The sequence below is a fragment of the Methylobacterium sp. B4 genome, from assembly GCF_003201865.1.
Taxonomy (GTDB): domain Bacteria; phylum Pseudomonadota; class Alphaproteobacteria; order Rhizobiales; family Beijerinckiaceae; genus Methylobacterium.
Genome location: NZ_QJJJ01000007.1, coordinates 18133 through 42842, shown reverse-complemented (window position 1 = coordinate 42842; position 24710 = coordinate 18133). Strand labels below are relative to the sequence as shown.

The window sequence follows — 24710 nt, the reverse complement described above, 5'->3', positions numbered from 1 at the left end:
ATGGCTCAGACGAATGCCGGCGCGGCCCAGCCGGTGCCGGCCCTGTTCTTCGCGGGCGTCCAGCGCCGCTACCGGCAGGGCGAGGGCGCGCTCGAAATCCTGCGCGGCACCGACCTCGCGATCTGGCCGGGCGAGCTGGTCGCGCTGGTGGCCCCCTCGGGCGCGGGCAAGTCGACCCTGCTCCACATCGCCGGCCTTCTAGAGCGCCCGGACGGGGGCGAGGTCTATATCGGCGGCCAGCCCACCGCGGGCATGTCGGATGCCGAGCGCACCCGCCTGCGGCGTGAGGAGATGGGCTTCGTCTACCAGTTCCACCACCTGCTGCCGGAGTTCTCTGCTCTGGAGAACGTGGTGCTGCCCCAGCTCATCCGTGGGCTGGCCCGCAAGGAGGCGGAGACGCGCGCGGCCGAACTCCTAAGCTTCCTCGGCCTCAAGGAGCGCCTGCCGCATCGCCCCGCCGAGCTTTCGGGCGGCGAGCAGCAGCGCGTCGCCATCGCCCGCGCGGTCGCCAACGGCCCCCGCCTGCTGCTCGCCGACGAGCCCACCGGCAACCTCGACCCGCAGACCTCGGGCCGGGTCTTCAACATCCTGCTCCAGCTCGTGCGCGCCTCGGGCCTCGCGGCGCTGATCGCGACCCACAACATGGATCTCGCCGCCCGCATGGACCGCCGGGTGACGATCCGCGAGGGGATGATCGAGCAACTGGCCTGAAGGCGCGAGCCTCGGGTCCGATCCGCCGCCGTCATCGCGAGCGAATGCGAAGCGATCCAGCGGCGCGGTCGATCGGGAGTGAGCGGCGCCCTGGATTGCTTCGGCTCCGCCTCGCAAAGACGCGAAGGACCCGTCTCTCATCCGAACCGGACATGGCGTCGTCCGAGCGCTCGCGTGCCCGCCTCCTGGCCCTCGTGCGTGGCACCGGCAACACATCGTTCACCATTCCGCCGGTTGACCGCTTCCCCAGGCTTTACACAGAACAAAACAAGAACAAAACTCACTCCATCAACACGGAGTGGAAGCGATGACAAAGAGCGTGTTCCTCACCAGCCTCGTCGAGTTCACCGCGTTCGGCCTGCTCTTCGGAGCGGTGGCGCTCTGGGCGGTAGCCTTGGCGCCGATTCACTAAGGGTTCGCGTTCGAACGCGGTTTGTTCCGGCGCTGGACGCGTTGCTCACAGGAAAGAGGGCTGGGCGGACCCATTTCGCCCGGCAGCACATGCAGGAACGGCTTCGCCCGCGAAGAGCGGTGGATATCGGTCGCGGTGCGGCGCGTCGGTGACAGACTCGCAAGGCCTTGAGCGGCGATCTTAAGGGGTTCGAACAGGGTCCCCCATGGCGCGCACGCTCAAAGACGTCGGCTTCGTCCACCTCCACGCCCATTCGTCGTACTCGCTGCTCGAAGGCGGGGTGAAGGTCGCCGACCTCGTCAAGGCCGCCGCCGCCGACCGGCAGCCCGCGCTCGCGCTCACCGACACCAACAACCTGTTCGGGGCGCTGGAATTCTCGGAGAAGGCCGCCGGCACCGGCATCCAGCCCATCGCCGGGCTTCAGCTGACGATCTGCTTCGAGGCCCCGGACCCGATGGCGCGCCAGCCCCAGGCCGGCTGCGCCAACATCGTGCTGCTCGCCCAGAACGAGGCGGGCTACGGCAACCTGCTGCGGCTCGCGAGCCGCGCCTATTTCGACGGAATGCTCGGCGAACCGCCCCGGGTCGCGGTCTCGGCCTTGGAAGGCGCCGTCGAGGGGCTGATCGCGCTTACCGGCGGCTTCACGGGCCCGCTCGACACGGCTCTGCGCGCCGGGCGCCACGATCAGGCCGCCAAGCGGCTGGACTTCCTGAAGACCGCCTTCGGCGCGGAGCACCTCTACGTCGAGATCCAGCGCCACGGCCTCGAGGACGAGCGCGCGGTCGAGCGCGAGCTGCTGCGCCTTGCCGATGGCAGCGGTCTCGGCATCGTCGCGACCAACGAGCCGTTCTTCGCCAAGCCGGGCGATTACGACGCCCACGACGCGCTGCTCGCCATCGCCGAAGGCCGCCTCGTCTCCGACGAGCGCCGTCGCCGGCTCACCCCGCGCCACGCCTTCACCACGCGCGCCGCGATGATGGAGCTTTTTCGCGATCTGCCGGATGCGCTCTCGGCCTCCGTCGAGATCGCCATGCGCTGCTCCTACCGGGCGCGCACCCGGAAACCCATCCTGCCGAACTTCGCCAGCGTCGCCGCGGGCGAGGCCCCACCCATGGCCGAGGTCTTGGCCGAGGCCGCGGACGCGCCGGTCCAGGCGGTGGCCGCCGACGAGCCGACCGAGCTGTGCCGGCAGGCCGAGGCCGGGCTGGACCTGCGCCTGAAGCAGCACGGCACCGCGCCGGGCTTCACGGAGGAGGATTATCGCGCGCGGCTCAAGTTCGAGCTCGACGTCATCGTCAAGATGAAGTTCCCGGGCTACTTCCTGATCGTTTCCGACTTCATCAAGTGGGCCAAGGACCACGACATTCCCGTCGGCCCCGGCCGCGGCTCGGGCGCGGGCTCGCTGGTGGCGTGGTCGCTCCTCATCACCGACCTCGATCCGCTGCGCTTCGGCCTGCTGTTCGAGCGCTTCCTCAACCCCGAGCGCGTCTCGATGCCGGATTTCGACATCGACTTCTGCGTCGAGGGCCGCGAGCGGGTGATCCGCTACGTGCAGCAGCGCTACGGCGAGCGGCAGGTCGGGCAGATCATCACCTTCGGTACGTTGCTCGCCCGCGGCGTGCTGCGCGACGTCGGCCGCGTGCTGGAGATGCCCTACGGGCAGGTCGACAAGCTGACCAAGCTCGTGCCGCAGAACCCGGCGAACCCCGTGTCGCTGGTCCAGGCCATCGAGGGCGAGCCCAAGCTGCAGCAGGCGATTGAGGAGGAGCCGATCGTCGCTCGGCTCATGGAGATCTCGAAGAAGCTGGAGGGCCTGCACCGCCACGCCTCGACTCACGCCGCCGGCGTGGTGATCGGCGACCGGCCCCTCGAAGAGCTGGTGCCGCTCTACCGAGACCCGAAGACGGGCATGCGGGTGACCCAGTTCAACATGAAGTGGGTCGAGCAGGCCGGCCTCGTGAAGTTCGACTTCCTGGGGCTCAAGACCCTGACGATGCTGCGCTGCTGCACCGACCTGCTCAAGCAGCGGGGCATCGAAGTCGATCTCGCTCAGATCCCGCTCGACGACAAGAAGACCTACGAGCCGATGGGCCGCGGCGAGACGGTCGCGGTGTTCCAGGTGGAATCGGCGGGCATGCGCAAGGCGCTCTGCGAGATGCAGGCCGACCGCCTGGAGGACATCATCGCGCTGGTGGCGCTCTACCGCCCGGGCCCGATGGCCAACATCCCGGTCTATTGCGAGCGCAAGCTCGGGCGCGACGCCGGCAACGAGGCGAGCTGGTACTCGCATCCGATGCTGGAGCCGATCCTGAAGGAGACCTTCGGGATCATCGTCTACCAAGAGCAGGTGATGGAGGTCGCCAAGGTTCTCGCCGGCTACACGCTGGGCGAGGCCGACATGCTCCGGCGCGCCATGGGCAAGAAGATCAAGGCGGAGATGGACGCCCAGCGCGACCGCTTCGTGAAGGGCTGCATCGAGCGCGGGCTGACCAAGGCCAAGGCCGACGAGATCTTCGACCTCCTGGCCAAGTTCGCCGATTACGGCTTCAACAAGTCCCACGCGGCCGCCTACGCACTGGTGACCTACCAGACGGCCTATCTGAAGGCGAATTATCCGGTCGAGTTCCTGGCCGCGGCCATGACGCTCGACATCGACAACACCGACAAGCTCGCCGAATTCCGCCAGGATGCGCAGCGCCTGAAGATCACGGTCGAGCCGCCTTCGGTGAACACGTCCGGCGTCGTCTTCGACGTGCGGGACGGGCGCATCCTCTACGCGCTCGCCGCGATCAAGGGGGTGGGCCGCGCGGCGGTGGAGTCGATCGTCGCCGCGCGCGGCGACAAGCCGTTCAAGGACCTCGCCTGCTTCGCCCGGCGCCTCAACCCGCGCCACGTCAACAAGCGCACGCTCGAAAACCTGATCGCGGCCGGCGCTCTGGACTGCATCGAGCCGGACCGGGCCCGTGCCTGGGCCGCGGTCGAGCCGATGATGAAGATGGCGCAGGGCGCGGCCGAGGCCGAGACCTCGGGCATCACCGACATGTTCGGCGGCGTCGCCTCGGCGGATGTGAGCCTGCGCATCCCGGCCCACGAGTTCTGGACCCACACCGACAAGCTCAAGCGCGAATGCGATGCCGTCGGCTTCTTCCTCTCGGGCCACCCGCTCGACGAGTACGGGCCGATCCTCGAGAAACTGCGGGTCCAGTCCTGGGCCGATTTCTGCCGGGCGGTGCGGGCGGGCACGGCCAGCGTCGGGCGGATCGCGGCCTCGGTGCTCGACCGCTCGGAGCGGCGCACCAAGAGCGGCAACAAGCTCGGCATCGTCATCCTCTCCGACCAGACCGGCCACTTCGAGGCGATCATCTTCTCCGAGGGGCTGAACCAGTACCGCGACATCCTCGAGCCCGGTCGCCCGCTGGTGCTGACGATCCAGGCCAACCTGGAGGGCGAGGACGTGCGCGCCCGCATCACCACCGCCGAGCCCCTCGATCAGGCCGCCGCCCGCCACCAGAAGGGCATGCGCATCTTCCTGCGCGACGACCGGGCTCTGGGCTCGGTGCAGCAGCGCCTGACCTTGCGCGGCGAGGGCGAGGTCTCGCTGATCCTGATCCTCGACGGCGGCGAGCGCGAGGTCGAGGTGCGCCTGAAGGACCGCTATCAGGCCACCCCGCAGGTGGCGGGCGCGCTGCGGGCGGTGCCCGGCGTGGTGCAGGTGGAGGTGGCTTGAGGCGGGCGCCGCCGCGGCGCGCTCTTGCGGCCGCAACGAGCCGGTAACCAAACCTGTCACGGCCGCAGGATATTGGCGGGGCATCACCTTTCGTGCCTCACCGCCGCCACAGCTCGGTGATTCAGCCAAGGTAAGGTTCCCGGTGCTCGGGAGGATCGGCTCGACTCCGGCTCTTCGGAGGTCGCCTCGCTCCATGGCACCGCCGAAGCCCTTCGACGAATGCTGCGGCCCGCACGGCGCCGCCTGATGGAGTGTGGGATGACCGGATACGGTTTGAGGCAAGGGCTGAGAGCGACCGCCGTCGCCGCCCTGATCGGGCTCGCCGGCACGGCGCAGGCCGCGCAATGCGGCAACAGCGCCGCCGGCTTCGAGGCCTGGAAGGACGAGTTCGCCGCCGAGGCCAGGGGCCGGGCGAGCCCGGCGGCGCTGGCGGCGCTCGCCAACACCTCCTACTCCACCGCGACGATCTCGGCGGACCGGGGGCAGAAGAGCTTCAAGCTCTCGCTCGACCAGTTCCTGGCCAAGCGCGGCGGCAACACCATCGTCTCCCGCGGGCGCGCCCTCAAAGCGCAGAACGCGGCGCTCTTCGCCGCGATCGAGCAGCGCTACGGCGTGCCGCCGGGCCCGCTCCTGGCGATCTGGGGCATGGAAACCGGCTTCGGTGCCGTGAAGGGCAACGTCAACACCCTCTCGGCGGTGGCGACGCTGGCCTACGATTGCCGCCGCTCGGCCTTCTTCACCGATCAGCTCTACGCGGCGCTCAAGCTCGTCGACAGCGGCGTGCTGACTTCCGCGACCCGCGGCGCGGCGCACGGCGAGGTCGGCCACACGCAGTTCCTGCCCAAGAACGTCCTGACCTACGGCGTCGGCGGCAGCCTCGACAGCGCACCGGTCGCGCTGAACTCCACTGCCAACTTCCTGAAAGGCCACGGCTGGCAGCGGGGCGCGGGGTATCAGCCCGGCGAGCCGAACTTCGCCGCGATCCAGGGCTGGAACGCGGCGGGCGTCTACCAGCGCGCCATCGCGCTCCTCGGCGCGCGGATCGACGGACAGTAAGTCTCTTCGCACTTCCGTCATCGCGAGGCGGAGCCGAAGCGATCCAGGGCGCGACCTCGTCCGGAGAGGGCGCGACGCTGGACTGCTTCGCTTCCGCCCGCAGGGACGGAGGCGCTACGTGCAGGCCCGTCCCTCGCGTAGGCGCTCGGCCACGCGCGCCTGGAGCGACCACAGGTGCCGGTCGTGAATGCCGAGCGCGGCGCAGGCCTCGACGGTGCGGAACAGGTATTCCGCACTCGGGCCCAGATGGCCGCAGGCCGTCGCGATCCGTTCCGCGATCTCCGCATCCGTCAGGCGGCCGGTGTATCGGTCGCTCGCCCGGTTCACCATGAAGGTCAGCGCCGTGACCGGCCCGGCCTCCGTCTCGACGCGGACCCAGCGCCCCTCGTAGCCCTTGCCCTTCATCTCCCGGCGCCAGACCGGCATCAGGGTCGCGTGCGGGTCGCCATCGTCCAGGCGGAAGGCGACGCCCCGGCAGATCCCGCCCCGGTCGAGCCCCAGCACGAAGCCCGGATTCTCCGGCGTGCCGCGAAAGCGCCGCTGCAGCAGGCAGAAGCGGCGATGCCAGCCCCGCAGCGTGCCGAGCCGCTGCTCGGTGAAGGCGAATTCCGGGCTCCACAGCAGCGAGCCGTAGGCGAACACCCAGAGCCCGCCTTCGGGCGAGGCGCGCCGCGCCAGCATGGCTTCGAGTTCGGGCGACAGCTCTTCGTCGGAGAGCAGCGTCAGCGCATTCGCGTCGTCGGGGACGGCGTCGGGATGGGCTTGGGCGATCAGGTCGAGGGAGAGGGACAGGGGACGCGGGGCCATCGGACCCGAACGGACCATTTTCGAGGGGGGCGGCGCAAGCCCCGTCAGGTCCCCGGCGAATCCAGCTCCGCGAACGGCTCGCTGCGGTGCCCCTCGCAGACGTCCTCCTCGTCGCGCAGGATCGTGAGCGCGCCGGTCTCCTCGCGCAACACGAGCTTCGGCCGCTCCGGCTTGTCGAAAGTGCGGCCCTTCATGCGGGTCGAGACGCAGTAGAGCCGGCGGCCGCCATCCTCGAAGGGGCCGGCGATGCGGCTACGCTCGAACCGAACGGGGAGCAGCGAGACCGAGCCGAACTCGACTTGGCCGCGGGCGAGCATCGCGATCCGCTCGCGGGCCGTGCCGGTCGCGGCCGTCGGGGCAGGCGGTGCGGCGGTCGCGGTGCAGCCACCGGCCGCGAGGGCCATCGCCAGCATCACTCCACCGCGCCGCCCGATCATCGCCGAATCTCCTGAGTGGCAATAGCCTAGCGTTTTCTATCAGAGCGGGAAACGCTCTCGTCCTCGCTATCGGATTTCGATGCCCGGCAGTCCCGTTTCCGCCACGGAATGACTATCTGTCTCCCATGCAGTGGATCGACGAAGGCCTCGTGATCGGCCTGCGCAAGCACGGCGAGACCGGGGTCGTGCTCGAACTGATGACGCCGGATCACGGGCGTCACCTTGGGCTTGTCCATGGCGGGCGCTCGCGGCGGATGCAGCCGATGCTGCAGCCCGGCAATACCCTTCGCGCCACATGGCGGGCGCGGCTCGACGGGGCGCTCGGCTCCTACGCGGTCGAGCCCTTGAACCTCGTCGCCGCCCGGCTGATGGGGTCGGGGCTGGCGCTCTACGGCGTCGCCCATCTCTGCTCGCTGCTGCGGCTCCTGCCCGAGCGCGATCCCCACCCGGCGCTCTACGAGGCGGCCCAGGTTCTGATCGAGCATCTCGACGAGCCGGAGATCGCCCCGGCGCTGATGGTGCGCTTCGAACTGGCCTTGCTGGCAGGGCTCGGCTTCGGCCTCGACCTGTCCCACTGCGCCGCCACGGGGGCCAACGACGCGCTGGTCTACGTCTCGCCCAAGAGCGGCCGGGCCGTCAGCGCCTCGGCAGGCGAGCCCTATCGCGACCGCCTGCTGGCGCTGCCCCCCTTCCTGCGTGATCGCGACCAACCCGGCAGCGGCTGGCAGACGCCCGACGCCCACGCCGTTCGGGAGGGGTTTACCTTGACGGGGTATTTCCTCGATCAGCACGTCTGGCGCCCGCGGGCGCAGGACGTGCCGGAGGAGCGCGCACGATTCGTCGCACTCGGCGCTGGCCAGAGTTGATGCTGTTCGTGTTATGTTCCTGTTTCGAGACATGATGTGGAGTGAGTGATGGGCCAGCCCGTCCTGCCGCCGCCGAGCGACGGCATCGAGAGCGTGGAGCTGAAGACGGCGCTGGAGGAGCGCTACTACGCCTACGCGCTCTCCACGATCATGCAGCGCGCGCTGCCCGATGCCCGCGACGGCCTCAAGCCCGTGCACCGGCGCATCCTCTACGGCATGCGGCTGCTCCGGCTCGACCCGACCTCCGCCTTCAAGAAGTGCGCGAAGATCGTCGGCGACGTGATGGGTGACTTCCATCCCCACGGCGACCAGGCGATCTACGACGCGCTGGTGCGCCTCTCTCAGGACTTCGCGCAGCGCTACCCGCTGGTCGACGGCCAGGGCAATTTCGGCAATATCGACGGCGACGGCCCGGCCGCCTACCGCTACACCGAGGCGCGGCTCACCGAGGTCGCCCGGCTCCTGCTCGACGGGATCGACGAGGATACGGTCGATTTCCGCGCCTCCTACAACGGCGAGAAGGAGGAGCCGATCGTCCTGCCGGCGGCCTTCCCGAACCTGCTCGCCAACGGCAGCCAGGGCATCGCGGTCGGCATGGCGACCTCGATCCCGCCGCACAACGCGGCCGAACTCTGCGACGCGGCGCTCTACCTGATCCAGAACCGCGAGGCGACGTCCGAGCAGCTCTGCACCTTCGTGCAGGGGCCGGACTTCCCCACCGGCGGCATCCTGATCGACAGCCCGGAGACCATCCGCGAGGCCTACCGCACCGGCCGCGGCGGTTTCCGCGTGCGGGCGCGCTGGGCCAAGGAGGATCTGGGGCGCGGCACCTGGAACATCGTCGTCACCGAGATTCCCTACGGCGTGCCGAAGGCCCGGCTCATCGAGAAGCTCGCGGATCTCCTTCAGGAGAAGAAGCTGCCGCTGCTCGCCGACGTGCGCGACGAGTCGGCCGAGGACGTGCGGGTCGTGCTGGAGCCGCGCTCCCGCTCGGTCGATCCGGTTATGCTGATGGAATCGCTGTTCCGCCTCTCCGAACTGGAGGCGCGGGTTCCTCTGAACCTCAACGTCCTCGTCGGCGGTGTCGTGCCCCGCGTCATCGGGCTGGCCGAATGCCTGCGGGAGTGGGTCGATCACCGCCGCGTCGTGCTCCAGCGTCGCTCGCGCTACCGCCTCGGCCAGATCGAGCGCCGCCTCGAGATCCTGGGCGGCCTGCTCATCGTCTATCTCGACCTCGACGAGGTGATCCGCATCATCCGCGAGGAGGACGAGCCGAAGGCCAGCCTCATGGCCCGGTTCGAACTCACCGAGGTCCAGGCCAACGCCATCCTCGACACCCGCCTGCGCTCCCTGCGCAAGCTGGAGGAGATGGAGCTGAAGCGCGAGTTCGACGCGCTGACCCTGGAAAAGGCCGGGATCGAGGAATTGCTGGCTTCCGAGAAGCTGCAATGGACCGACATCACCCGGCAGATCCGCGCGGTGAAGAAGACCTTCGGGCCCGAGACCAAGCTAGGCAAGCGCCGCACCACTCTGGAGAACCCGCCCGACACCGCCGGCATCGACTTCACCGCGGCCATGGTCGAGCGCGAGCCGATCACCGTGATCCTGTCCGAGAAGGGCTGGGTGCGCGCCCTGAAGGGCCACGTCACCGATCTGTCAGGCGTCGCCTTCAAGGGCGACGACACCCTGAAGGTCTCGTTTCTCAGCGAGACGACGGCCAAGATCCTGCTGCTCGCCTCGAACGGCAAGGTCTTCACTTTGGAAGCCTCGAAGCTGCCCGGCGGGCGCGGCTTCGGCGATCCGGTGCGGCTGATGGTGGATCTCGATGACGGCACCGAAATCGTCGCGGCTCTGCCCTACAAGCCGGAGAGCAAGCTGCTGATCGCCGGCTCGGACGGGCGCGGCTTCATCGCGCCCTCCGACGCGCTGGTCGCCAACACCCGCAAGGGCAAGGCGATCCTCGGCCTCGACGAGGGGTCGAGCGCGGTGCTGCTGGTCCCGGCGGAGGGCGACCACATTGCCGTCTGCTCGTCGGACAAGCTGATGCTGATCTTCCCGGCCTCCGAGGTGACGGAGCTCGGCCGCGGCAAGGGCGTGCGCCTGCAGCGCTGCCGTCAGAGCCGGCTCACGGACGCCTGCGTCTTCGCCCTGGCCGACGGGCTGCCTTGGCGCGACGGCGCCGGTCAGCGGCTCGCCCAGGCGGGAATGCTGGAGAAGTGGATGGGCCACCGGTCCGATGCCGGGACGCTGATGACCCGCAGCTTCCCGAAATTTGAGCGGTTCGGGAAGTAGTTTTCGGGATTTTGGCGGTGCCCCTGTCGGGCGCCGCCGATCGGTCTTCCCGAACGAAGGGCCCCCCCATGAAGCGCCGTCTCCGTCATGGCGAGGCGGAGCCGACGCCATCCAAGGCGCGCTGCCTGGCCCGGAAACGTCGCGCCGCTGGAACGCTTATCGGCGACGGAACTGCTGGCCGCCGCGCTGGGGCGGACGCGGACCGGTCGGGCCACGCTCGTCCTTGTGACGGAACACCAGACGGCCCTTCTCCAGGTCGTAGGGGGACATCTCGACGGTGACGCGGTCGCCGGCCAGGGTCTTGATGCGGTTCTTCTTCATCTTGCCGGCAGTGTAGGCCACGATCTCGTGACCCTGATCGAGCTGCACGCGGTAGCGCGCGTCCGGCAGGATCTCGACGACCAAGCCGTCGAACTGCATCAATTCCTCTTTCGCCATGCACTTGTCTCCGGCCGGGCCGCCTGCACGGGGCGCACCGGCAACATTTGAAAAATCGTCTGTCGTGCGGAACGCGCGGCGCTGCGGGTCCGATCCGCTCAGAAGGCGTCAGCGATGCCGGGCGTCGGGTACCATTCGCGAAACTCCCGGATCAGGGAGTCCTCCCTCGGGCCGGAAGACGGCTCGGCGGGCGTTTCGCGAAGGGCACCAGTTCTGCGACTTAAGCGTCGGGGGCGCTTCGTGCAAGAATAACCGCCGCCGCACGGTGAGTTAACGTGGATTGAAGCGGCCGCGCGGCGCGATCTTCGCCCTCAAGGCGAGATTTCGTTGCCGGCAAAATCGAGGTGGCCATCGGGAAGCTTGCGCCACGCATAGACGGCGAAGGGCGGCCTCGTGAGATCGCCGCGGGCATCGAAGGCGATCTCGCCGAGCACCGTGCGCAGGGGCGCGCCGCCGTGCAGGAAGGCGGCGACCCGGGCGGGCTCGGCCGAGCGGGCGCCCTCGATGCCTCGGCGGATCACCTCCACCGCCGCGTAGGCGCCGGCGGCGAACATCTCGGCCTCCGGGTTGCGCGGCGCCTTCGCGGCGCCCCGCGGCTCGGGCAGGCGGGGCGGAGCGGGCGCCAGCGTCATCAGCGTGCCCTCCGCCCCCGGTCCCGCGACTTGCGCAAAATCCTTGTCGAGGAGGCCGTCGCTGCCGATCACCGTCGCGGTGAGCCCCGCCTCGCGCATCGCCCGGATCAGCCCGGCGGCCGGGGCGGAGAGGCCCCCGAAATAGATCGCCTCGATCCCGAGGGCCCGCAGCTTGGAGACCAGCGCGGCGGTCTCGCGGTCGTCGCGGGAGACGCCCTCGAACAGGCGCTCCTGCCCGCCGCGCGCCCTCAAGGCCCGGGCGGCCTCGTCGGCCAGGGCGCGGCCGAAACTGGTCTTGTCGTGGACGATGGCGGTCGGCTTGGCGGCGAACCGCTCGGCCAACAGCGCACCGCCCAGCGCGCCCTGCTGCGCATCGCTGCCGGAGAGGCGGAAGAGCAGGCCGGCCCCGCGGCGGGTCAGCGGCGCCCAGGTCGCGCCGGGCGTGAGCGAGACGATGCCGGCCTCTTCGTAGACGGGGCTCGCCGCCGCGGTCGCGCCGGAGGTCAGGTGGCCGACGACGAAGCGCACGCCGCTCTCCGCGAAGCGACGGGCGCTCGCCGCCGCCTGCTTGGGATCGGCCGCATCGTCCTGCACCACGAGAAGCAACCTGCGGCCCAGGACGCCGCCGGTTCGGTTGATCTCGGCCACCGCCTGCTCGGCGCCGAGCCGCGCCCCCTGGCCGAAACCGGCATCCGGCCCGCTGAGCGGGACCGCGAGCCCGATCTTCAGGGGCTCCGCGGCGCCGGCCGGGCCGGCGAGCCCGAAGAGCGCCAGAGCGATGAGGGCCTGCCACGCGCTCCGCTTCGTCACCCGTAACCCCCCGGACCCCGTCGATGAGACGGCCTCGACTTGATACGCCCACACGCCACCCGTGCAAGCGCCTCCGTTCGCCGCATTGCGGAACGGGGCGACGCGCCTACCTCTTTCGTGACGGGACGGTCGGGGGCGGCGGAACCGGATGTTTCAGGACCCGAAGCCATGCTCTCCACCGAGGACGATATCCTGCGTGCCGCCGAGGGCTGGCGGCGCGAGGGGCGCGCCGTCGCGCTCGCCACCGTGATCGAGACCTGGGGCTCGGCCCCGCGCCCGGTCGGCAGCCATCTCGTCATCGACGGGGACAGCCGCTTCCTCGGCTCGGTCTCCGGTGGCTGCGTCGAGGGCGAGGTCATCACCGAGGCCCTCGACGTGATCGCGGACGGACGCCCCCGCACCCTGGAATTCGGCGTCGCCGACGAGACCGCGTGGCGGGCCGGGCTCTCCTGCGGCGGGCGCATCCGGGTCTTCGTCGAGCGCATCGACTGATTTCGTCGTCCTCAACCCTACGATCCCTTCCGCGCGCGGACCTCCGCCGCGACCAGAGCGTCCGATCCCATGCGCCTCGAGACCCTGACGGCCCTCAACGCGGAGCGCGCGGCGCGGCGCGCCGCCCTGATCGTCACCGACCCGGAGGACGGCGGCCAGCGCCTCGTGCGCGCCGCCGAGATCGACGCCGACCCGCTCGCCGATATTTTGCGCGAGCGGCTGCGCAGCGGTCGCAGCGGCCTCGGCGAGGGACCGGACGGCCGCCCTGTCTTCGTGGCCGTTCACGTGCCGCCGGTCCGCTTCGTGGTGGTGGGGGCCGTCCATATCTCCCAGGCGCTGGTCCCCTTCGCGGCGCAGCTGGGCCTCGACCTGACCGTGATCGATCCCCGCACCGCCTTCGCGAGCCCGGAGCGCTTTCCGAACGTGCGCCTGATCGCTGAGTGGCCGGACAAGGCTCTGGAGGTCGTGGGGCCGCTCGACGCCTATACGGCGTTGTCCGCGCTCACCCACGATCCCAAGATCGACGATCCCGCCCTGATCGCGGCCCTGCGGGCGGACTGCGCCTATATCGGCGCGCTCGGCTCGCGGAAGACCCATGCGCGGCGCGTCGAGCGGTTGAGGGAGGCAGGGTTCGACGAGGCGGCGATCGGCCGGATCCACGCCCCGATCGGGCTCGATCTCGGCGCCGTCTCGCCCGCCGAGATCGCCCTGGCGATCCTGGCACAGGTCGTTTCGACCTTGCGCAAGGGCTCGGACAAACCCCGCGATGCCGCGCCGGCTGGGGCCTGAGGCGATGCGCTTCGGACCCGTCGCGACGCGCGACAGCGCGGGGCTCATCGCCGCCCACACGGTGCGGGCGGAGGGTGCGAGCCTGAAGAAGGGCCGGCCGATCCCGCCGGAGGAAGCTCTGCGGCTCGCCGAATCCGGCATTGCCGAGATCCTGGCCGTGCGCCTCGATCCGGGCGATGTCGGCGAGGACGAGGCCGCGGCCCGCCTCGCCCGCCATCTCGCCGGGGCCGGCCTGCGGCCGGAGCGCCCCTTCACCGGGCGCTGCAACCTCGTCGCCGAGGCGGCCGGCGTGTTCGTGGTCGAGCCCGACCGGATTGATGCCGTCAACGCGGTGGACGAGGCGATCACCGTGGCGACGCTGCCGGCCTTCCGGCCCGTGGCGGCGGGCGAGATGGTCGCCACGATCAAGATCATCCCCTACGCCGTGGCGAGCGCGCCGCTGGAACGGGCGCTCGCCAGTGCGGCCGAGCCGCCGATGCGGCTCGCACCTTACCACCTGACCCGGATCGGCATGGTCTCGACCCTGCTGCCCGGTCTCAAATCCGCGACCGTGACCAAGACCCTGCGGGTGCTGGCCGAAAGGCTGGCGCCGACGGGGGCTCGGATCGTCACCGAGACCCGCGTCCGGCACGAGGCCGGCGCGGTCGCCGCCGCCATCGCGGGCGCGGCGGCGGAGGGGGCGGAGCTGGTCGTGGTGTTCGGCGCCTCGGCCATCGCCGACCGGCGGGACGTGATCCCGGCCGGGCTGGAGGCGGCGGGCGGCCGGGTCGAGCAGTTCGGCATGCCGGTCGATCCCGGCAACCTGCTGCTGCTCGGCGCGCTCGGCGCCGTGCCGGTGATCGGGGCGCCGGGCTGCGCCCGCTCGCCCAAGGAGAACGGCTTCGATTTCGTGCTGCACCGTCTGCTCGCGGGGCTGCCGGTGACCCGGGCCGACATCGTGCGCCTCGGCGTCGGGGGCCTGCTCACCGAGATCCCGCTCCGCGGTCAGCCCCGCTCGGGCGGTGACGGTGAGTAAGTCCTCCGTCGGCGCGGTGATCCTGGCCGCCGGCCTTGGCTCCCGCTTTCGCACGGCGCCGAAGATGCTCGCGCCCTATGACGGTACGCCGATGGTGCGGCGCGCGGCCGAAGCGGCACTCGCCTCCCGCGCCGGACCCGTCATCGCGGTGCTCGGCACGCAGGCCGAAGGCGTGCGGGCGGCGCTTGCCGGGCTCGATCTCGCCTTCGTCGAGAATCCCGATCCGGCCGCCGGCCTCTCGACCTCCCTGCGCGCGGGGCTCGCCGCCCTGCCGCCAGGGACGGAGGCGGCCGTGGTGCTTCTGGGCGACATGCCGCGCATCGGCTCGGCCCATATCGACGCGCTGATCGCGGCCTACGCGGGGGCGGCGCCGCGCCCGTCCGCGGTGGTGCCGGTGAGCGGCGGGCGGCGCGGCAATCCGGTGCTGCTCGACCTGCACCGCCTCGCCGACGCGCTCGCGGGCCTCACGGGGGATCGCGGGGCCGGGCCGATCCTGAAGGGCCGCGGCGATGTTCTGGAGGTGGCGGCCGACCCGGCGGTGCTCTTCGATGTCGACACGCCCGAGGCGCTCGAAGGCTGACGGTCAGCTCTTCCGGGCGGCGCGCTTCGCCTCCGTCCGGCAGCGGTCGGAGCAGTAGCGCACCTCTTCCCAGACCCGCTCCCACTTCTTGCGCCACGCGAAGGGGCGGCCGCATTGCGCGCAGATCTTCTGGGGGAGGTCGCCCTTGCGGCGCATCGGCGGCACGGGCTCTAGCGCCCGATCTGTCCTGCCTCGCTGAGCGGCACCGGGCTCCAACGCGTGATCTGCACGTAGCCGTCGCGGGCGGCGATCACGGCGTGGCGGCGGTGGCGGTGCACCACCGTGCCGGGGGCGTGACGGTGCGCCTCCGTCCAGCCGTCGGCGGCGGCGACGTAGACCCGGGCGTCGCCGAGCCGGGCGATCGTCTCGATGGTGCCGAACGCGCGCACCCGGCGCAGGATCTCGGCGACGTCCTTCCGGAAGTCGAGGCTGCGGTCGGCGTCGTTCACCCGCGGCCAGTAGGAGCCGTCGCCCTGCGGCTCCGGCCGGCGCCAGCGCTCGGCGAGCTCCTTGCCGATGGGGCCGAGGGCGAGGCGGCGGGCCGCCATCTGGCACTTGGCGAGCAGGGTCTCGTGGGTTTCCCGCTCGGCAAGAGCGAAGATGTCCTGGGCGAGGATGTCGCCGGTGTCGAAGCCCTGCTCGGCCAGCACGTGGGCGGTGACCCCCCAGCTCTCGTAGCCGTCGAGGATCGCCTTGAAGAGCGGGTAGGGGCCCCGACCGGTGGGCAGCGGCGAGGGATGGATGTTGAGCGCATAGCGCACCCGCCCGTGCCAGCCCCGCACCAGCCAGGGATAGCCCGAGACGACGAGGACGAGGTCGCGCCCGTGCTCCTTCGCCAATCCCTCGATGTCGTCGGGCCGCAGCCGGGAGAGCTGGATCGGGATGCGGTGGCGCCGCGCTTGGGCCACCACGACGTCGTTGTGATCGTAGATGCCGTCGCAGGGGCGCGTGAACAGCTTCACCGGCGTCCAGCCGGCCTCGACCAGCCCGTCGAACACGCCGCCGAGGAAGTCGATGCCGGCGAAGGCGAATTTCATGGGCGGCGGTCCCGTTGCGTGGCCCTGCGACGTTCGGCGCGGACGGCCGAGGCGGTCGCCGACTCCCTGCGGGCCGGCCGCGCCTTAGCTAGTCGATTTCGCACGCCGGTGGAATCGGCGGCTGCGGCCGGGAGAGGGCTTGATGGAACGGGTCGCGATCTACGGCGGGACCGGAGGCATCGGCCTCGCCACGGCGCGGGCGCTGCGCGCCCGGGGCACGTCCCTCCATCTCGTCGGCTGCGACGCGGAGCGCCTGGAGACGGCGGCGGCCGAACTCGGCGAGACCGGCTTCACCGCGGGCGACGTGACCGATCCGGACCTGTTCCCGCGGGTGGCGGAGGCGGCCGGCGGCCGTCTCGGCGGCCTCGTCTACGCGGTCGGCACGATTCAGCTCGCGCCCCTGGCCAAGCTCGGTCCAGCGCGCATCGAGGCTGATTTCCGCATCAACGCGCTGGGCGCCTTCCTGGCCATCCAGGCCGCCGCGCCCGCGCTCAAGGCCGGGGCGGGCCGGGGCGGCGCGGGCGTGGTGCTGTTCTCCACCGTCGCCGCCGCGCAGGGCTTTTCGCACCACGCCTCCGTCGCCATGGCCAAGGGGGCGGTCGAGGGGCTCGCCCTCTCGCGCGCCTCGGCGAGCCGGAGGACGCCGCCGCTCTCGCCGCCTTCCTCGTCGGTCCCGAGGCGGGCACATCACCGGGCAAGTGATCGGCGTCGACGGCGGGCGCCTCGCTCCGCACGAAGGGCTGAGCGAGCCTCATAGCGTCCGCCAGACCGCGAGGGAGAGGTAGGGGCTGAGCCGATCGCCCGGGTTCTCGCTCTGGCAGCCGGCGGAGAGCCGGAAGCGGGTCTCGCCGAGGGCGAAATCGGTGGCGTGGAGGCCTAGGCTCCATTTCCGGTAGTCGGTGCGGTCGCCGTAGAAGGCGATCTCCGGCCCGAGATAGGCCCCGAAGAGGGCAAGGCCCCAGGACAAGCGAGCATAGGCGTCGCCGCGCGCCGTGCCGAAGATGGCGGTCGCGGTCACCAGCGTCCCGGCGGTCGGCCGCGCCCAGACCTCGCCGCGGAGCCGCAGACCCGCCTGCAGGGGCAGCGCCTGCATCCCGCCGGCGCCCGACAAAGATTCCCAGGACGCCTCCGGGCCGGCGAAGACGCTCACCGCGCCCCAGTCCTGGATGAACTGGTAGCCGCCGAGCGCGGCGCCGAGGAGGGTCAGGCGCACCAGCGTCGGCGCGGCGCTCTCGAGCCGGACCCCGCTGCCCAACGTCACGAGGGCGACGGGGCCATCGCGATCGAACCGGTCGAAGGCGAGTTTCGCCCCGCTCGACGAGAAGGTCGAGGGCCCGGCTTCCAGGCTGCCGAACAGGACGGTGCGCAGCGCGCTATCCTCCGCTCGCGCCGGGCTCCAGGCGACCAGAACGCAGACGGCGAGGGAAAGAGCCTCCTGATGTGCGCGGCGGCACACGGGCCGCCGGGAGGTCCTCCGGCGGTACAGAATGCTTCGCAGGAGGGCAAAGATGAACATCCGGCGTCGCAGGCATATCGGTCTGACAACTTATGGATGTCACATGTCGCAACTGAAAGTAAGGGGAACTTTACTCTATTCAGTCGTGAAGGGTTAGTATTGACCTGAGGTAGATTGATTGATGCTTGCCGCAACTTGAAGGCGGGTCTCCAGAGGGCTGCGCGGCGCCACCCGGTCCCGACGGTGCTTGGCGGATGCCGCGCGTTGGGCTAGAGCCCGCTCACCGAAAATCCAACGGCCGAGCCGGTTTGTCCTCCGCTGCGCGCACTTCCGACGTTCTCACCATGCTCGCGAGCCAGGAGAGCGAACGGCTGACCGTCGGCGACATCATCGCCGTGCTGCGCGACCGTGCCTTCGCACTGCTCGTGGTGCTGCTCGGCCTGCCCAACTGCCTGCCGATGCCGCCGCCGATCCCGCTGGTGTGCGGGCTCGTGCTGCTCGTCATCGCCATCCAGATCGTCGCCGGCATGACCGCGCCCTGGCTGCCGCGGCGGCTGCTCGATCAATCCATCGCCCGCGAGACGGTGGCGAAGGCGGTGACGCGGGCCGTGCCGCTGCTGCGGCGGCTCGAACGCTGGTCGCGCCCGCGCCTGAGCGTGTTCGACGGTGCGCTCGGCATGCGCGGCATGGGGGTGCTGATTCTCGCCCTGGCGCTGGCGCTGATCGTGGCGCCGCCCTTCTTCGGGCAGATCCCGCTCGGGCTCGCGGTCTCGCTGATCGGCCTTGGGCTGGTGGAGCGCGACGGCTTCGTGGTGCTGATCGGCCTCGTGATCGGCGGGATCGGCGTCGGTATCTCGATCGGCTTCGTCTACACGCTGTTCGCCAGCGTCATGAGCGCCTTCGCGTGGCTCTCGCAGGCGATCCCCGGCCTCGGGCTGTAGCGCCCGCACGGGCGGTCGACGTCCGCTGCCTGCATACGCGTTCCATTCGATTTCTTCATGCTCCTCCCGTCATGGCACGGCGGGAGGCAAGCCATCCAGTGCTCGGTCCTTTTGAAAAGGTCGCGCTTCCGGATCGCTTCGGCCTCGCCTCGCGATGACGCCTTCCACCAGGGGAGGTATCACGCGCGCGGGAGTATAAGGACCGTCCGCGCCGAGGAGCCGGCCTAGGCTTCCAGATGGCGGCGGCGGACGAGGCGGTGGATCAGGCCGCCGCGGGGGCCGAGCAGCATCGAGACGAGGTAGAGCGCGCCCGCCGACAGCACGATCGCCGGCCCCGTCGGGAGCCGGATGCCGGCGTGGTAGGAGACGAGCAGCCCCGTCACGCTGGCGATGATCGAGACGAGCATCGACACCGGGATCAGCCCCGACAGATCCTCCGCCCAGAACCGGGCCGTGATTGCCGGAAGCAGCATGAGGCCGACCGCCAGCAGCGTGCCCAGCGCCTGGAAGCCGCCCACGAGGTTGACCACCACCAGCGCCAGGAAGGCCGAGTGCACGGGGCCGCCCGCACGGCTCACCGTGCGCAGGAAAAGCGGATCGACGCACTCGATCACCAGCGGCCGGTAGAGCAGGGCGAGGGCGACCAGGGTGAGGCTCGCGATGCCGCCGAGCAGGGTCAGCGCGTCGTCGTCGAGCGCCAGAACGGTGCCGAACAGGATGTGCAGGAGATCGACCTGCGAGCCCCGCAGCGACACGAGGAAGACGCCGCCGGCCAGCGAGATCAGGTAGAAGGCGGCCAGACTCGCATCCTCCTTCAGGACGGTGGAGCGGGTGACGAGTCCGGCGGCGAGCGCCACCGCGAGCCCGGCCACGAGCCCGCCCAGCGTCATCGCCGGCAGGGACAGGCCGGCGACGAGGAAGCCCGCGGCGGCGCCGGGCAGGATGGCGTGGCTCATCGCCTCGCTCATCAGGCTCATCCGGCGCAGCATCAGGAAGACCCCGAGCGGCGGGGCCGACAGCGACAGGGCGAGGCAGCCGGCGAGCGCCCGGCGCATGAAGCCGAACTCGACGAAGGGGCCGATCAGGAAATCGGTCAGGTCGGCGAGCGTCACGAGGCCGCCCTCCGCGGCAGAGGGGCCGGACCGTGGTCGTGCCCGTGATGATCATGGGACGCGTGCCCGTGCGCGTGCTCGTGCCCGTGCCCGTGCCCGTGGCCATGATCGTGCCCGCCTTCGTCGGCGGACTGCGTCCCGTGCGGTGTCGCGTGGCGGCAGATCGCGGCGGCCTCGTCCCAGGCTTCGGACAGGCGCAGCGCCTGCGCCAGAACCGGCGGCGTCAGCACCTCGGCGGTCGGCCCCCAGGCGATGGGGCGGCGGGCCAGCACCAGGGTGAGCGGGAAATGCGCGCGCACTTGCCCGAGATCGTGGAGCGCTGCCACGACGCTGCGGCCCTCGCCGTGCCAGCCGCGGATCAGGGCGATGAGGTCGGCGGTGGTGCGCTCGTCGATGCCGGTGAAGGGCTCGTCGAGCAGGATCACGGCCGAATCCTGTAGGATCAACCGGGCGAACAGGGCCCGCTGGAACTGGCCTCCGGAGAGGGTGCCGATCGGCCTGTCCTCGAAACCGGTGAGCCCGACCGCCGCGAGCGCATCGAGCAGGCGTCCGCGCTGGCGGGCGAGGCTGCGCCACGCGCCGAGGGGGCGCCACAATCCCATCGACACGAGGTCGAGGACGCTCAGGGGAAAGCTGCGATCGATCTCGGCCGCCTGCGGGAGGTAGGCGATGGCGCCCGTCCGCGGGCCCGCCTCGATCGTCCCGTCGAGCGCCCGGATCTCGCCGACGATGCCCTTCAGCAGCGTGGACTTGCCGGCCCCGTTCGGTCCCACCACGGCGAGCAGGTCGCCGGGCGCGATGGTGCCGTCGAGATGGTGGACCGCAGGATGCCGGTCGTAGCCGAGCGTCAGGCCTCGGAACCGGATGCCGCTCACGCGCGCGCCCACAGGATCACCGCCCAGAGCAGGGCCGACAGAAGGAGGGCGGCCGCGAGGCGCGGGCCGGCCCCGCTGCGGAACAGGGAGCGGCGCGGGAGGCGGACGGTCCCGCCGGCACGGGTCATGGGATCTCCTGGGACCGCCGAGGATGAACCGGCGCTGTCGCTGTCGCGGGACGCTGGACATCGTTGCCCGATCGCGGCCGGACGCCTATCTTGGTGGGGCTGATACACTGTAACACGGACCGAGTTCAATCGGCCCGTTCAGGCGGCCGTTACCGGGGAGGTCGGGATGCGCGGTGACGCGCAGCAGGAGCATGGCGAGGGGGCCGAGCACGCTCGTGGGCACGCTGACCCTCATGGTCATGGGGCCTGCGGGCACGCGCCGTCCGCCGAAAGCGTGACGGACCGGGCGGAGCGCCTGTGCCAGGACCGGGGCCTGCAATTCACGCGGCTGCGCCGCGACGTGCTCGCGGCCGTGGCGGCGGAGAGCCGTCCGCTGGGCGCCTACGACATCGCCGAGCGGATGAGTGCGCCCGGCCGCCGGGTCGCGGCGGTCTCGGTCTACCGGGCGCTCGACTTCCTGACCGAGCAGGGGCTCGTCCACCGCATCTCCAGCCGCAACGCCTTCGTCTCCTGCGGGCACGAGCACGGCGAGGGGGCGGGCCTCGTCTTCCTGATCTGCCGCACCTGCGGCGGCATCGACGAGATGACCGCCCCGGCCGTGGAGAGCGCCCTCGACCAGACCTTGGCGGGGGCGGGGTTCACGCCGACGAGCCGCATCCTCGAGGTGGAGGGGGAGTGCGGGACCTGCCGTGGGCGCGGGGACGCACCCGAGGGGTGAGCCCGGCGCGTCGTCAGAACGCGTTGCGGTAGGCCTTCGGCGAGACGACGGTTCGGAAGATGATCGTCATGTCGAGCCAGAGCGACCAGTTGTCGATGTAGTGCAGGTCGGCCTGGACGCGGGCCTCCATCGCCGCGTCCGTCAGCGTTTCGCCGCGGAAGCCGTTGACCTGCGCCCAGCCGGTGATGCCGGGCTTCACGTTGTGGCGGCGCGCGTAGAGGGCGATGCGCCGCTCGAAGCTGCGGTCGTGGGCGAGCGCGTGCGGGCGCGGCCCAACCAGGGACATGTCGCCTCGGATCACGTTGAGAAGCTGGGGCAGTTCGTCGAGGTTGGTCCGGCGCAGCAGCGCGCCGACCCGAGTAATACGATCGTCGTTGCGCGAGGCCTGCCGGAAGGGCGCGTCGGGCGTGACCCGCATGCTGCGGAACTTGAAGACGCCGAAGGCTTCCTGGTTGAATCCGTAGCGCCGCTGCCGGAAGAAGACCGGTCCGGGGCTGTCGAGCTTGATCAGCACGGCGAGAGCGATGAAGAGCGGCGCCAGCAGCAGGAGACCGATCCCGGCCAGGGTCACGTCGAAGGTGCGCTTGAGCAGGATCTCGCCCATGGAGAGCGGCCGGCGGCCGATATTGATGCCCGACAGCCGCCCGACCCGGGCAACCTGAAGGTCGGGGAAGCGGTCCATCATCGTGCCGGGACGCAGGTGCAGGGCGGCCGGCACCCGCAGGAAGGCATCGATGCAGCGCTCGATGTCGGCGGTCTCCGTCCACGGCACCAGCACGAACACGTCGTCGGGGCGCAGGAAGCGCACCACCGAGACGGCGAGATCGAGATCTTCCGCCAAAAGGGCCTCCGCGCTCGGGGCGCCGGCCTCGGCGTCGAAGCGGCGCAGGTAGCTCGTGCCGACGATCCGAAGTCCGAGGGCCTCGACGTCGTTGTTGGCGTAGAAATTGGCGACGTCCTCCTCGTAGCCGACGAGATGGACCCGGCTCACCGAGGCCGAGGCGGAGGTGGAGCCGCGGCGCACGAGCGCCAGCATCAGCGCCCGGCCGAGGATCGTGATGGGCAGGCCCGCGAAGAAGAAGGCGACCGTGGCCACGCGGGAGGCATCCTGGGTGGTCTTGGTCGCGAAGCCGACCAGCAGGGCGATCGTCCAGGCCATCAGCCAGAGGGTCGCCCGGCGCCGCAGGTGGGGGGTGGCCGAGAGGCAGGTCTCGATGCTGTACTCGCCTCGCGCCAGATTGGTCAGGACGACGATCAGCGCCAGGAGCCCGGCGGTCTGCAGGTTCATGCTCTGCGACGGCGGCAGGAGCCCGCCATCCGTGCTGTAGGCGTAGTAGGCAGCCTCGACCGCGAAGCCGACCGCGAGGATCGTCACGAGGTCGGCCAGAAGCAGCGCGGTCGAGATCCCGATGCGGAGCGCCATGCGCCGCCGTCGCGGCAGAAGCGAAGCCCAGACCGCCCGACGGGCCCGGTCGGAGGACAACTGCTGGTACTTCTGAGGGGGGCGCTCGTGAAACATGTGTCCCGCGCTGTGCTGCCCTGGGGCGGTGTCCGTCCCGGAATGGGACATTTTCGGTCCCTGTTTCCGGTTTTGCCTGTTCCTGCGCAAACACCGCACCGGCCGCGCTTGGCAGCGATCCGACGCGTCCGGGGGAGTCAAAGGGAAGGCGCGCCGGTCCCCTCGCAGGGTCGGCTCCGCCACCGCGACGGCACGAGGCCGGAACCCGGATTCTCGAAGGAATCAAATCGATTCTGCGTGATCCGGCCGGGAAGCCGTCGGCGAATTTTGGAAAGGTCGCGAGAGACCTGTCGTTCCGCCCTTGCCCTATCGTCGGAGCGCGAGACGGGAGCAGAAGGCGCGACAGTCGGGGCTCGGAGAGGGGACGCGACCGCCCGGCGCTGGATCGCGTCCAGGATCGGTGTCGCAGGCGCCCTGATGGGCTTGGCGCCTTCTTGCTCGGCCTGGCGGCATGGAGCGAGTCGTACGCCTTCCCTCCGGCCCTGAAACTCATGACCGGCGTCCTGGCTCGGTCGCGGTGAGGACAATTGCATCGTCCCACCTCTAGGCGGGACGATGTGGCCGGACGCTCCACCGACCCATTCGCGCAAGGCTCGCCGGGCTGCCGGGAACGCCCTCGGCCGGCGCGAACGTAAGGCGGTCTCAGGCCGCCTGTTCGGATTCGGGGCGCGCGACGGTCTGAATGGATTCAAAACCTTCGAACTGAGGATGGCCGAGGTAGAGCGGTTTGGTGCCCGGCACCCGGCCGTGGGCCTTGCGGAACTGTTCGGAGCGGGTCCAGGCCTCGAAATCGGCCCGCGAGCGCCAGACCGTGTGCGAGGCGTAAAGGATGTGATCCTCCGCTTCCGGGCCCTTGAGCAGGTGAAACTCGACGAAACCTTCCATCTCGCCGAGGTGGCTGTCCCGCCCGAGCCAAACGCTCTCGAAATCGTGAGCCGAATCCTTGACCACTTTGAACCGATTCATCGCGATAAACATTCCGGACTTCTCCCTTGACGGGCCATGCCGACCGTGGCGGCCCTCAAATGATAACTCTACGTAGTTTCGCTCTAAAGCTGAAGTCGATTTGGGTCGACTCTTAGGGCTGTAAAGCGCCGCGTTCAGCGAATTCGCGAGAAATCCTGCGTAAGTCCGGCCTACGCCGGCAAATTTCCTGCGCGAACGTTCGGTGAACGGAAACGATTGCGCAACTAAAAAACACCCATCCAACAACTCCTAGGCACTTGCATTTCGCATGCACTTCATGGTGATGCTACAGCTAGGTTAAACCACAGCGATACTGTTGCCTCCCGAAGCCTCGGTCCGGTCTGTACCGGCAATAGAAGCAGTTAGGGGCGCCCGAAGTTGCTGTCTGGTACACGAGCGCTACCGACCTAAGGTCCTTGTGTCGGTTTGCGAGATGGAACAGGGACCGTGTCGTAAGATGATGCCGAAACAGACAACCGATGTCGACCGCCTCGTCGGGCTCCGGATCACCGCTTTGCGCAAGGCTCGAGGGTTGAGCCAAACCGCACTCGGGACCGCGGTGGGCGTGACCTTCCAGCAGGTCCAGAAGTACGAGAAGGGCCAGAACCGCGTCGGCGCCGGTCGCCTGCGCGAGATCGCCCGACTGCTCGAAGTGCCGGTCTCCGCCTTCTTCGAGGAAGGCGATGGTGCCGCCGCCCAGGAGCAGACCGAGGTGTTCGGCTTCCTCCGCGCCCACGGTGCCGTCGATCTGTTGCGCGCCTTCGCCGCGATCGAGGACGACCAAATGCGCCGCGAGGTTCTCGCACTCGTCCGCAGCGCGGCCCGCATCGGCCGCAAGAAGGACGCCGAAGTCCCTCTCGACGCCTAAGCCTTCGGACCGCACCGCCGACGCCG

At 70.3% G+C, this 24710-nt stretch carries 24 protein-coding genes and 1 pseudogene; 13 read left to right on the top strand and 12 right to left on the bottom strand.

What is annotated here, in order from left to right; genetic code table 11:
• The 3 genes from BY998_RS11335 (at position 1) to BY998_RS11325 (ending at position 5906) form a co-directional block, all read left to right on the top strand.
• Positions 1–711, top strand: a complete 711-nt coding sequence (locus tag BY998_RS11335) for an ABC transporter ATP-binding protein (protein WP_110351733.1) — start codon at positions 1–3, stop codon at positions 709–711.
• A 617-nt stretch (positions 712–1328) separates the two neighbouring features.
• Positions 1329–4850, top strand: a complete 3522-nt coding sequence (dnaE, locus tag BY998_RS11330; protein ID WP_110351732.1) for a DNA polymerase III subunit alpha — start codon at positions 1329–1331, stop codon at positions 4848–4850.
• 258 nt (positions 4851–5108) lie between these two features.
• On the top strand, positions 5109–5906 hold the full coding sequence (locus BY998_RS11325; RefSeq protein WP_110351731.1) for a lytic transglycosylase domain-containing protein: 798 nt from the start codon (positions 5109–5111) through the stop codon (positions 5904–5906).
• A 114-nt stretch (positions 5907–6020) separates the two neighbouring features.
• On the opposite strand, the gene BY998_RS11320 is transcribed toward BY998_RS11325, so the two are convergent.
• A complete protein-coding gene (locus BY998_RS11320; RefSeq protein WP_110351730.1) occupies positions 6021–6713 on the bottom strand; it encodes a gamma-glutamylcyclotransferase in 693 nt (230 codons plus the stop codon).
• Positions 6714–6757: 44 nt separating this feature from the next.
• On the bottom strand, positions 6758–7150 hold the full coding sequence (locus BY998_RS11315; RefSeq protein ID WP_110351729.1) for a hypothetical protein: 393 nt from the start codon (positions 7148–7150) through the stop codon (positions 6758–6760).
• Positions 7151–7275: 125 nt separating this feature from the next.
• On the opposite strand from BY998_RS11315, the gene recO reads away from it, so the two are divergent.
• Positions 7276–8016: a DNA repair protein RecO gene (gene recO, locus BY998_RS11310; protein WP_110351728.1), complete on the top strand. Its 741-nt coding sequence runs from the start codon at positions 7276–7278 to the stop codon at positions 8014–8016.
• A gap of 48 nt (positions 8017–8064) precedes the next feature.
• Positions 8065–10308: a DNA topoisomerase IV subunit A gene (parC, locus tag BY998_RS11305; RefSeq protein ID WP_110351727.1), complete on the top strand. Its 2244-nt coding sequence runs from the start codon at positions 8065–8067 to the stop codon at positions 10306–10308.
• Positions 10309–10464: 156 nt separating this feature from the next.
• On the opposite strand, the gene infA is transcribed toward parC, so the two are convergent.
• Together infA and BY998_RS11295 are read right to left on the bottom strand one after the other, a co-directional pair.
• A complete protein-coding gene (infA, locus tag BY998_RS11300; protein WP_056239380.1) occupies positions 10465–10746 on the bottom strand; it encodes a translation initiation factor IF-1 in 282 nt (93 codons plus the stop codon).
• A gap of 311 nt (positions 10747–11057) precedes the next feature.
• Positions 11058–12188, bottom strand: coding sequence for a branched-chain amino acid ABC transporter substrate-binding protein (locus tag BY998_RS11295; protein ID WP_110351726.1), 1131 nt, complete (start codon positions 12186–12188; stop codon positions 11058–11060).
• Between the two features lie 168 nt (positions 12189–12356).
• Between BY998_RS11295 and BY998_RS11290 the strand changes: the two genes are divergently transcribed.
• From BY998_RS11290 to BY998_RS11275, 4 genes are all read left to right on the top strand, one after another.
• On the top strand, positions 12357–12680 hold the full coding sequence (locus BY998_RS11290; protein WP_110351725.1) for an XdhC family protein: 324 nt from the start codon (positions 12357–12359) through the stop codon (positions 12678–12680).
• A gap of 69 nt (positions 12681–12749) precedes the next feature.
• Entirely contained in the window at positions 12750–13469 is a 720-nt protein-coding gene (locus tag BY998_RS11285) for an XdhC family protein (protein WP_110351724.1), read from the top strand.
• 4 nt (positions 13470–13473) lie between these two features.
• Positions 13474–14484: a molybdopterin-binding protein gene (locus BY998_RS11280; protein ID WP_110351843.1), complete on the top strand. Its 1011-nt coding sequence runs from the start codon at positions 13474–13476 to the stop codon at positions 14482–14484.
• A complete protein-coding gene (locus BY998_RS11275; RefSeq protein ID WP_110351723.1) occupies positions 14471–15064 on the top strand; it encodes a nucleotidyltransferase family protein in 594 nt (197 codons plus the stop codon). The genes BY998_RS11280 and BY998_RS11275 overlap by 14 nt, the downstream gene beginning before the upstream one ends.
• A gap of 3 nt (positions 15065–15067) precedes the next feature.
• Here BY998_RS11275 and BY998_RS11270 read toward each other — a convergent pair whose 3' ends face one another.
• Together BY998_RS11270 and BY998_RS11265 are read right to left on the bottom strand one after the other, a co-directional pair.
• Positions 15068–15229, bottom strand: coding sequence for a DUF2256 domain-containing protein (locus BY998_RS11270; protein WP_181425488.1), 162 nt, complete (start codon positions 15227–15229; stop codon positions 15068–15070).
• Between the two features lie 5 nt (positions 15230–15234).
• Positions 15235–16101 (bottom strand): formyltransferase family protein, encoded by an 867-nt coding sequence (locus BY998_RS11265; RefSeq protein ID WP_110351721.1) that lies wholly within the window; start codon positions 16099–16101, stop codon positions 15235–15237.
• Positions 16102–16243: 142 nt separating this feature from the next.
• Between BY998_RS11265 and BY998_RS11260 the strand changes: the two are divergent.
• Positions 16244–16845 (top strand): annotated as a pseudogene (locus BY998_RS11260) (SDR family oxidoreductase).
• Between the two features lie 7 nt (positions 16846–16852).
• Here the strand turns inward: BY998_RS11260 and bcsS are convergent.
• Complete coding sequence (bcsS, locus tag BY998_RS11255; protein ID WP_245421557.1) at positions 16853–17557, bottom strand: cellulose biosynthesis protein BcsS; 705 nt, start codon at positions 17555–17557, stop codon at positions 16853–16855.
• A gap of 308 nt (positions 17558–17865) precedes the next feature.
• Between bcsS and BY998_RS11250 the strand changes: the two genes are divergently transcribed.
• Complete coding sequence (locus BY998_RS11250; protein WP_280952904.1) at positions 17866–18498, top strand: exopolysaccharide biosynthesis protein; 633 nt, start codon at positions 17866–17868, stop codon at positions 18496–18498.
• 224 nt (positions 18499–18722) lie between these two features.
• Here the strand turns inward: BY998_RS11250 and BY998_RS11245 are convergent, their stop codons facing one another.
• Genes BY998_RS11245 through BY998_RS25050 form a run of 3 tightly spaced genes read right to left on the bottom strand, consistent with a single transcriptional unit; the run spans position 18723 to position 20613 of the window.
• Positions 18723–19610: a metal ABC transporter permease gene (locus tag BY998_RS11245; RefSeq protein WP_181425487.1), complete on the bottom strand. Its 888-nt coding sequence runs from the start codon at positions 19608–19610 to the stop codon at positions 18723–18725.
• On the bottom strand, positions 19607–20485 hold the full coding sequence (locus tag BY998_RS11240) for a metal ABC transporter ATP-binding protein (RefSeq protein ID WP_245421556.1): 879 nt from the start codon (positions 20483–20485) through the stop codon (positions 19607–19609). Before BY998_RS11240 ends, BY998_RS11245 begins: the two co-directional genes overlap by 4 nt.
• A complete protein-coding gene (locus tag BY998_RS25050) occupies positions 20482–20613 on the bottom strand; it encodes a hypothetical protein (RefSeq protein ID WP_280952903.1) in 132 nt (43 codons plus the stop codon). Before BY998_RS25050 ends, BY998_RS11240 begins: the two co-directional genes overlap by 4 nt.
• Before the next feature lie 166 nt (positions 20614–20779).
• Here BY998_RS25050 and BY998_RS11235 point away from each other — a divergent pair, with 166 nt between their 5' ends.
• Entirely contained in the window at positions 20780–21331 is a 552-nt protein-coding gene (locus tag BY998_RS11235) for a Fur family transcriptional regulator (RefSeq protein WP_110351718.1), read from the top strand.
• A 13-nt stretch (positions 21332–21344) separates the two neighbouring features.
• Here BY998_RS11235 and BY998_RS11230 read toward each other — a convergent pair whose 3' ends face one another.
• Entirely contained in the window at positions 21345–22850 is a 1506-nt protein-coding gene (locus BY998_RS11230; protein ID WP_110351717.1) for an exopolysaccharide biosynthesis polyprenyl glycosylphosphotransferase, read from the bottom strand.
• A gap of 642 nt (positions 22851–23492) precedes the next feature.
• Positions 23493–23828, bottom strand: coding sequence for an antibiotic biosynthesis monooxygenase (locus tag BY998_RS11225; protein WP_110351716.1), 336 nt, complete (start codon positions 23826–23828; stop codon positions 23493–23495).
• 445 nt (positions 23829–24273) lie between these two features.
• On the opposite strand from BY998_RS11225, the gene BY998_RS11220 reads away from it, so the two are divergent.
• On the top strand, positions 24274–24684 hold the full coding sequence (locus BY998_RS11220; protein ID WP_110351715.1) for a helix-turn-helix transcriptional regulator: 411 nt from the start codon (positions 24274–24276) through the stop codon (positions 24682–24684).
• Positions 24685–24710: the final 26 nt, after the last annotated feature.

Excerpts from the sequence above, each read along its gene's own strand:
- BY998_RS11335 (WP_110351733.1), top strand. The coding sequence starts at position 1 with ATGGCTCAGACGAATGCCGGCGCGGCCCAGCCGGTGCCGGCCCTGTTC.
- dnaE (WP_110351732.1), top strand. The coding sequence starts at position 1,329 with ATGGCGCGCACGCTCAAAGACGTCGGCTTCGTCCACCTCCACGCCCAT.
- BY998_RS11325 (WP_110351731.1), top strand. The coding sequence starts at position 5,109 with ATGACCGGATACGGTTTGAGGCAAGGGCTGAGAGCGACCGCCGTCGCC.
- BY998_RS11320 (WP_110351730.1), bottom strand. The coding sequence starts at position 6,713 with ATGGCCCCGCGTCCCCTGTCCCTCTCCCTCGACCTGATCGCCCAAGCC.
- BY998_RS11315 (WP_110351729.1), bottom strand. The coding sequence starts at position 7,150 with ATGATCGGGCGGCGCGGTGGAGTGATGCTGGCGATGGCCCTCGCGGCC.
- recO (WP_110351728.1), top strand. The coding sequence starts at position 7,276 with ATGCAGTGGATCGACGAAGGCCTCGTGATCGGCCTGCGCAAGCACGGC.
- parC (WP_110351727.1), top strand. The coding sequence starts at position 8,065 with ATGGGCCAGCCCGTCCTGCCGCCGCCGAGCGACGGCATCGAGAGCGTG.
- infA (WP_056239380.1), bottom strand. The coding sequence starts at position 10,746 with ATGGCGAAAGAGGAATTGATGCAGTTCGACGGCTTGGTCGTCGAGATC.
- BY998_RS11290 (WP_110351725.1), top strand. The coding sequence starts at position 12,357 with ATGCTCTCCACCGAGGACGATATCCTGCGTGCCGCCGAGGGCTGGCGG.
- BY998_RS11285 (WP_110351724.1), top strand. The coding sequence starts at position 12,750 with ATGCGCCTCGAGACCCTGACGGCCCTCAACGCGGAGCGCGCGGCGCGG.
- BY998_RS11280 (WP_110351843.1), top strand. The coding sequence starts at position 13,474 with ATGCGCTTCGGACCCGTCGCGACGCGCGACAGCGCGGGGCTCATCGCC.
- BY998_RS11265 (WP_110351721.1), bottom strand. The coding sequence starts at position 16,101 with ATGAAATTCGCCTTCGCCGGCATCGACTTCCTCGGCGGCGTGTTCGAC.
- BY998_RS25050 (WP_280952903.1), bottom strand. The coding sequence starts at position 20,613 with ATGACCCGTGCCGGCGGGACCGTCCGCCTCCCGCGCCGCTCCCTGTTC.
- BY998_RS11235 (WP_110351718.1), top strand. The coding sequence starts at position 20,780 with ATGCGCGGTGACGCGCAGCAGGAGCATGGCGAGGGGGCCGAGCACGCT.
- BY998_RS11230 (WP_110351717.1), bottom strand. The coding sequence starts at position 22,850 with ATGTTTCACGAGCGCCCCCCTCAGAAGTACCAGCAGTTGTCCTCCGAC.
- BY998_RS11225 (WP_110351716.1), bottom strand. The coding sequence starts at position 23,828 with ATGTTTATCGCGATGAATCGGTTCAAAGTGGTCAAGGATTCGGCTCAC.
- BY998_RS11220 (WP_110351715.1), top strand. The coding sequence starts at position 24,274 with ATGATGCCGAAACAGACAACCGATGTCGACCGCCTCGTCGGGCTCCGG.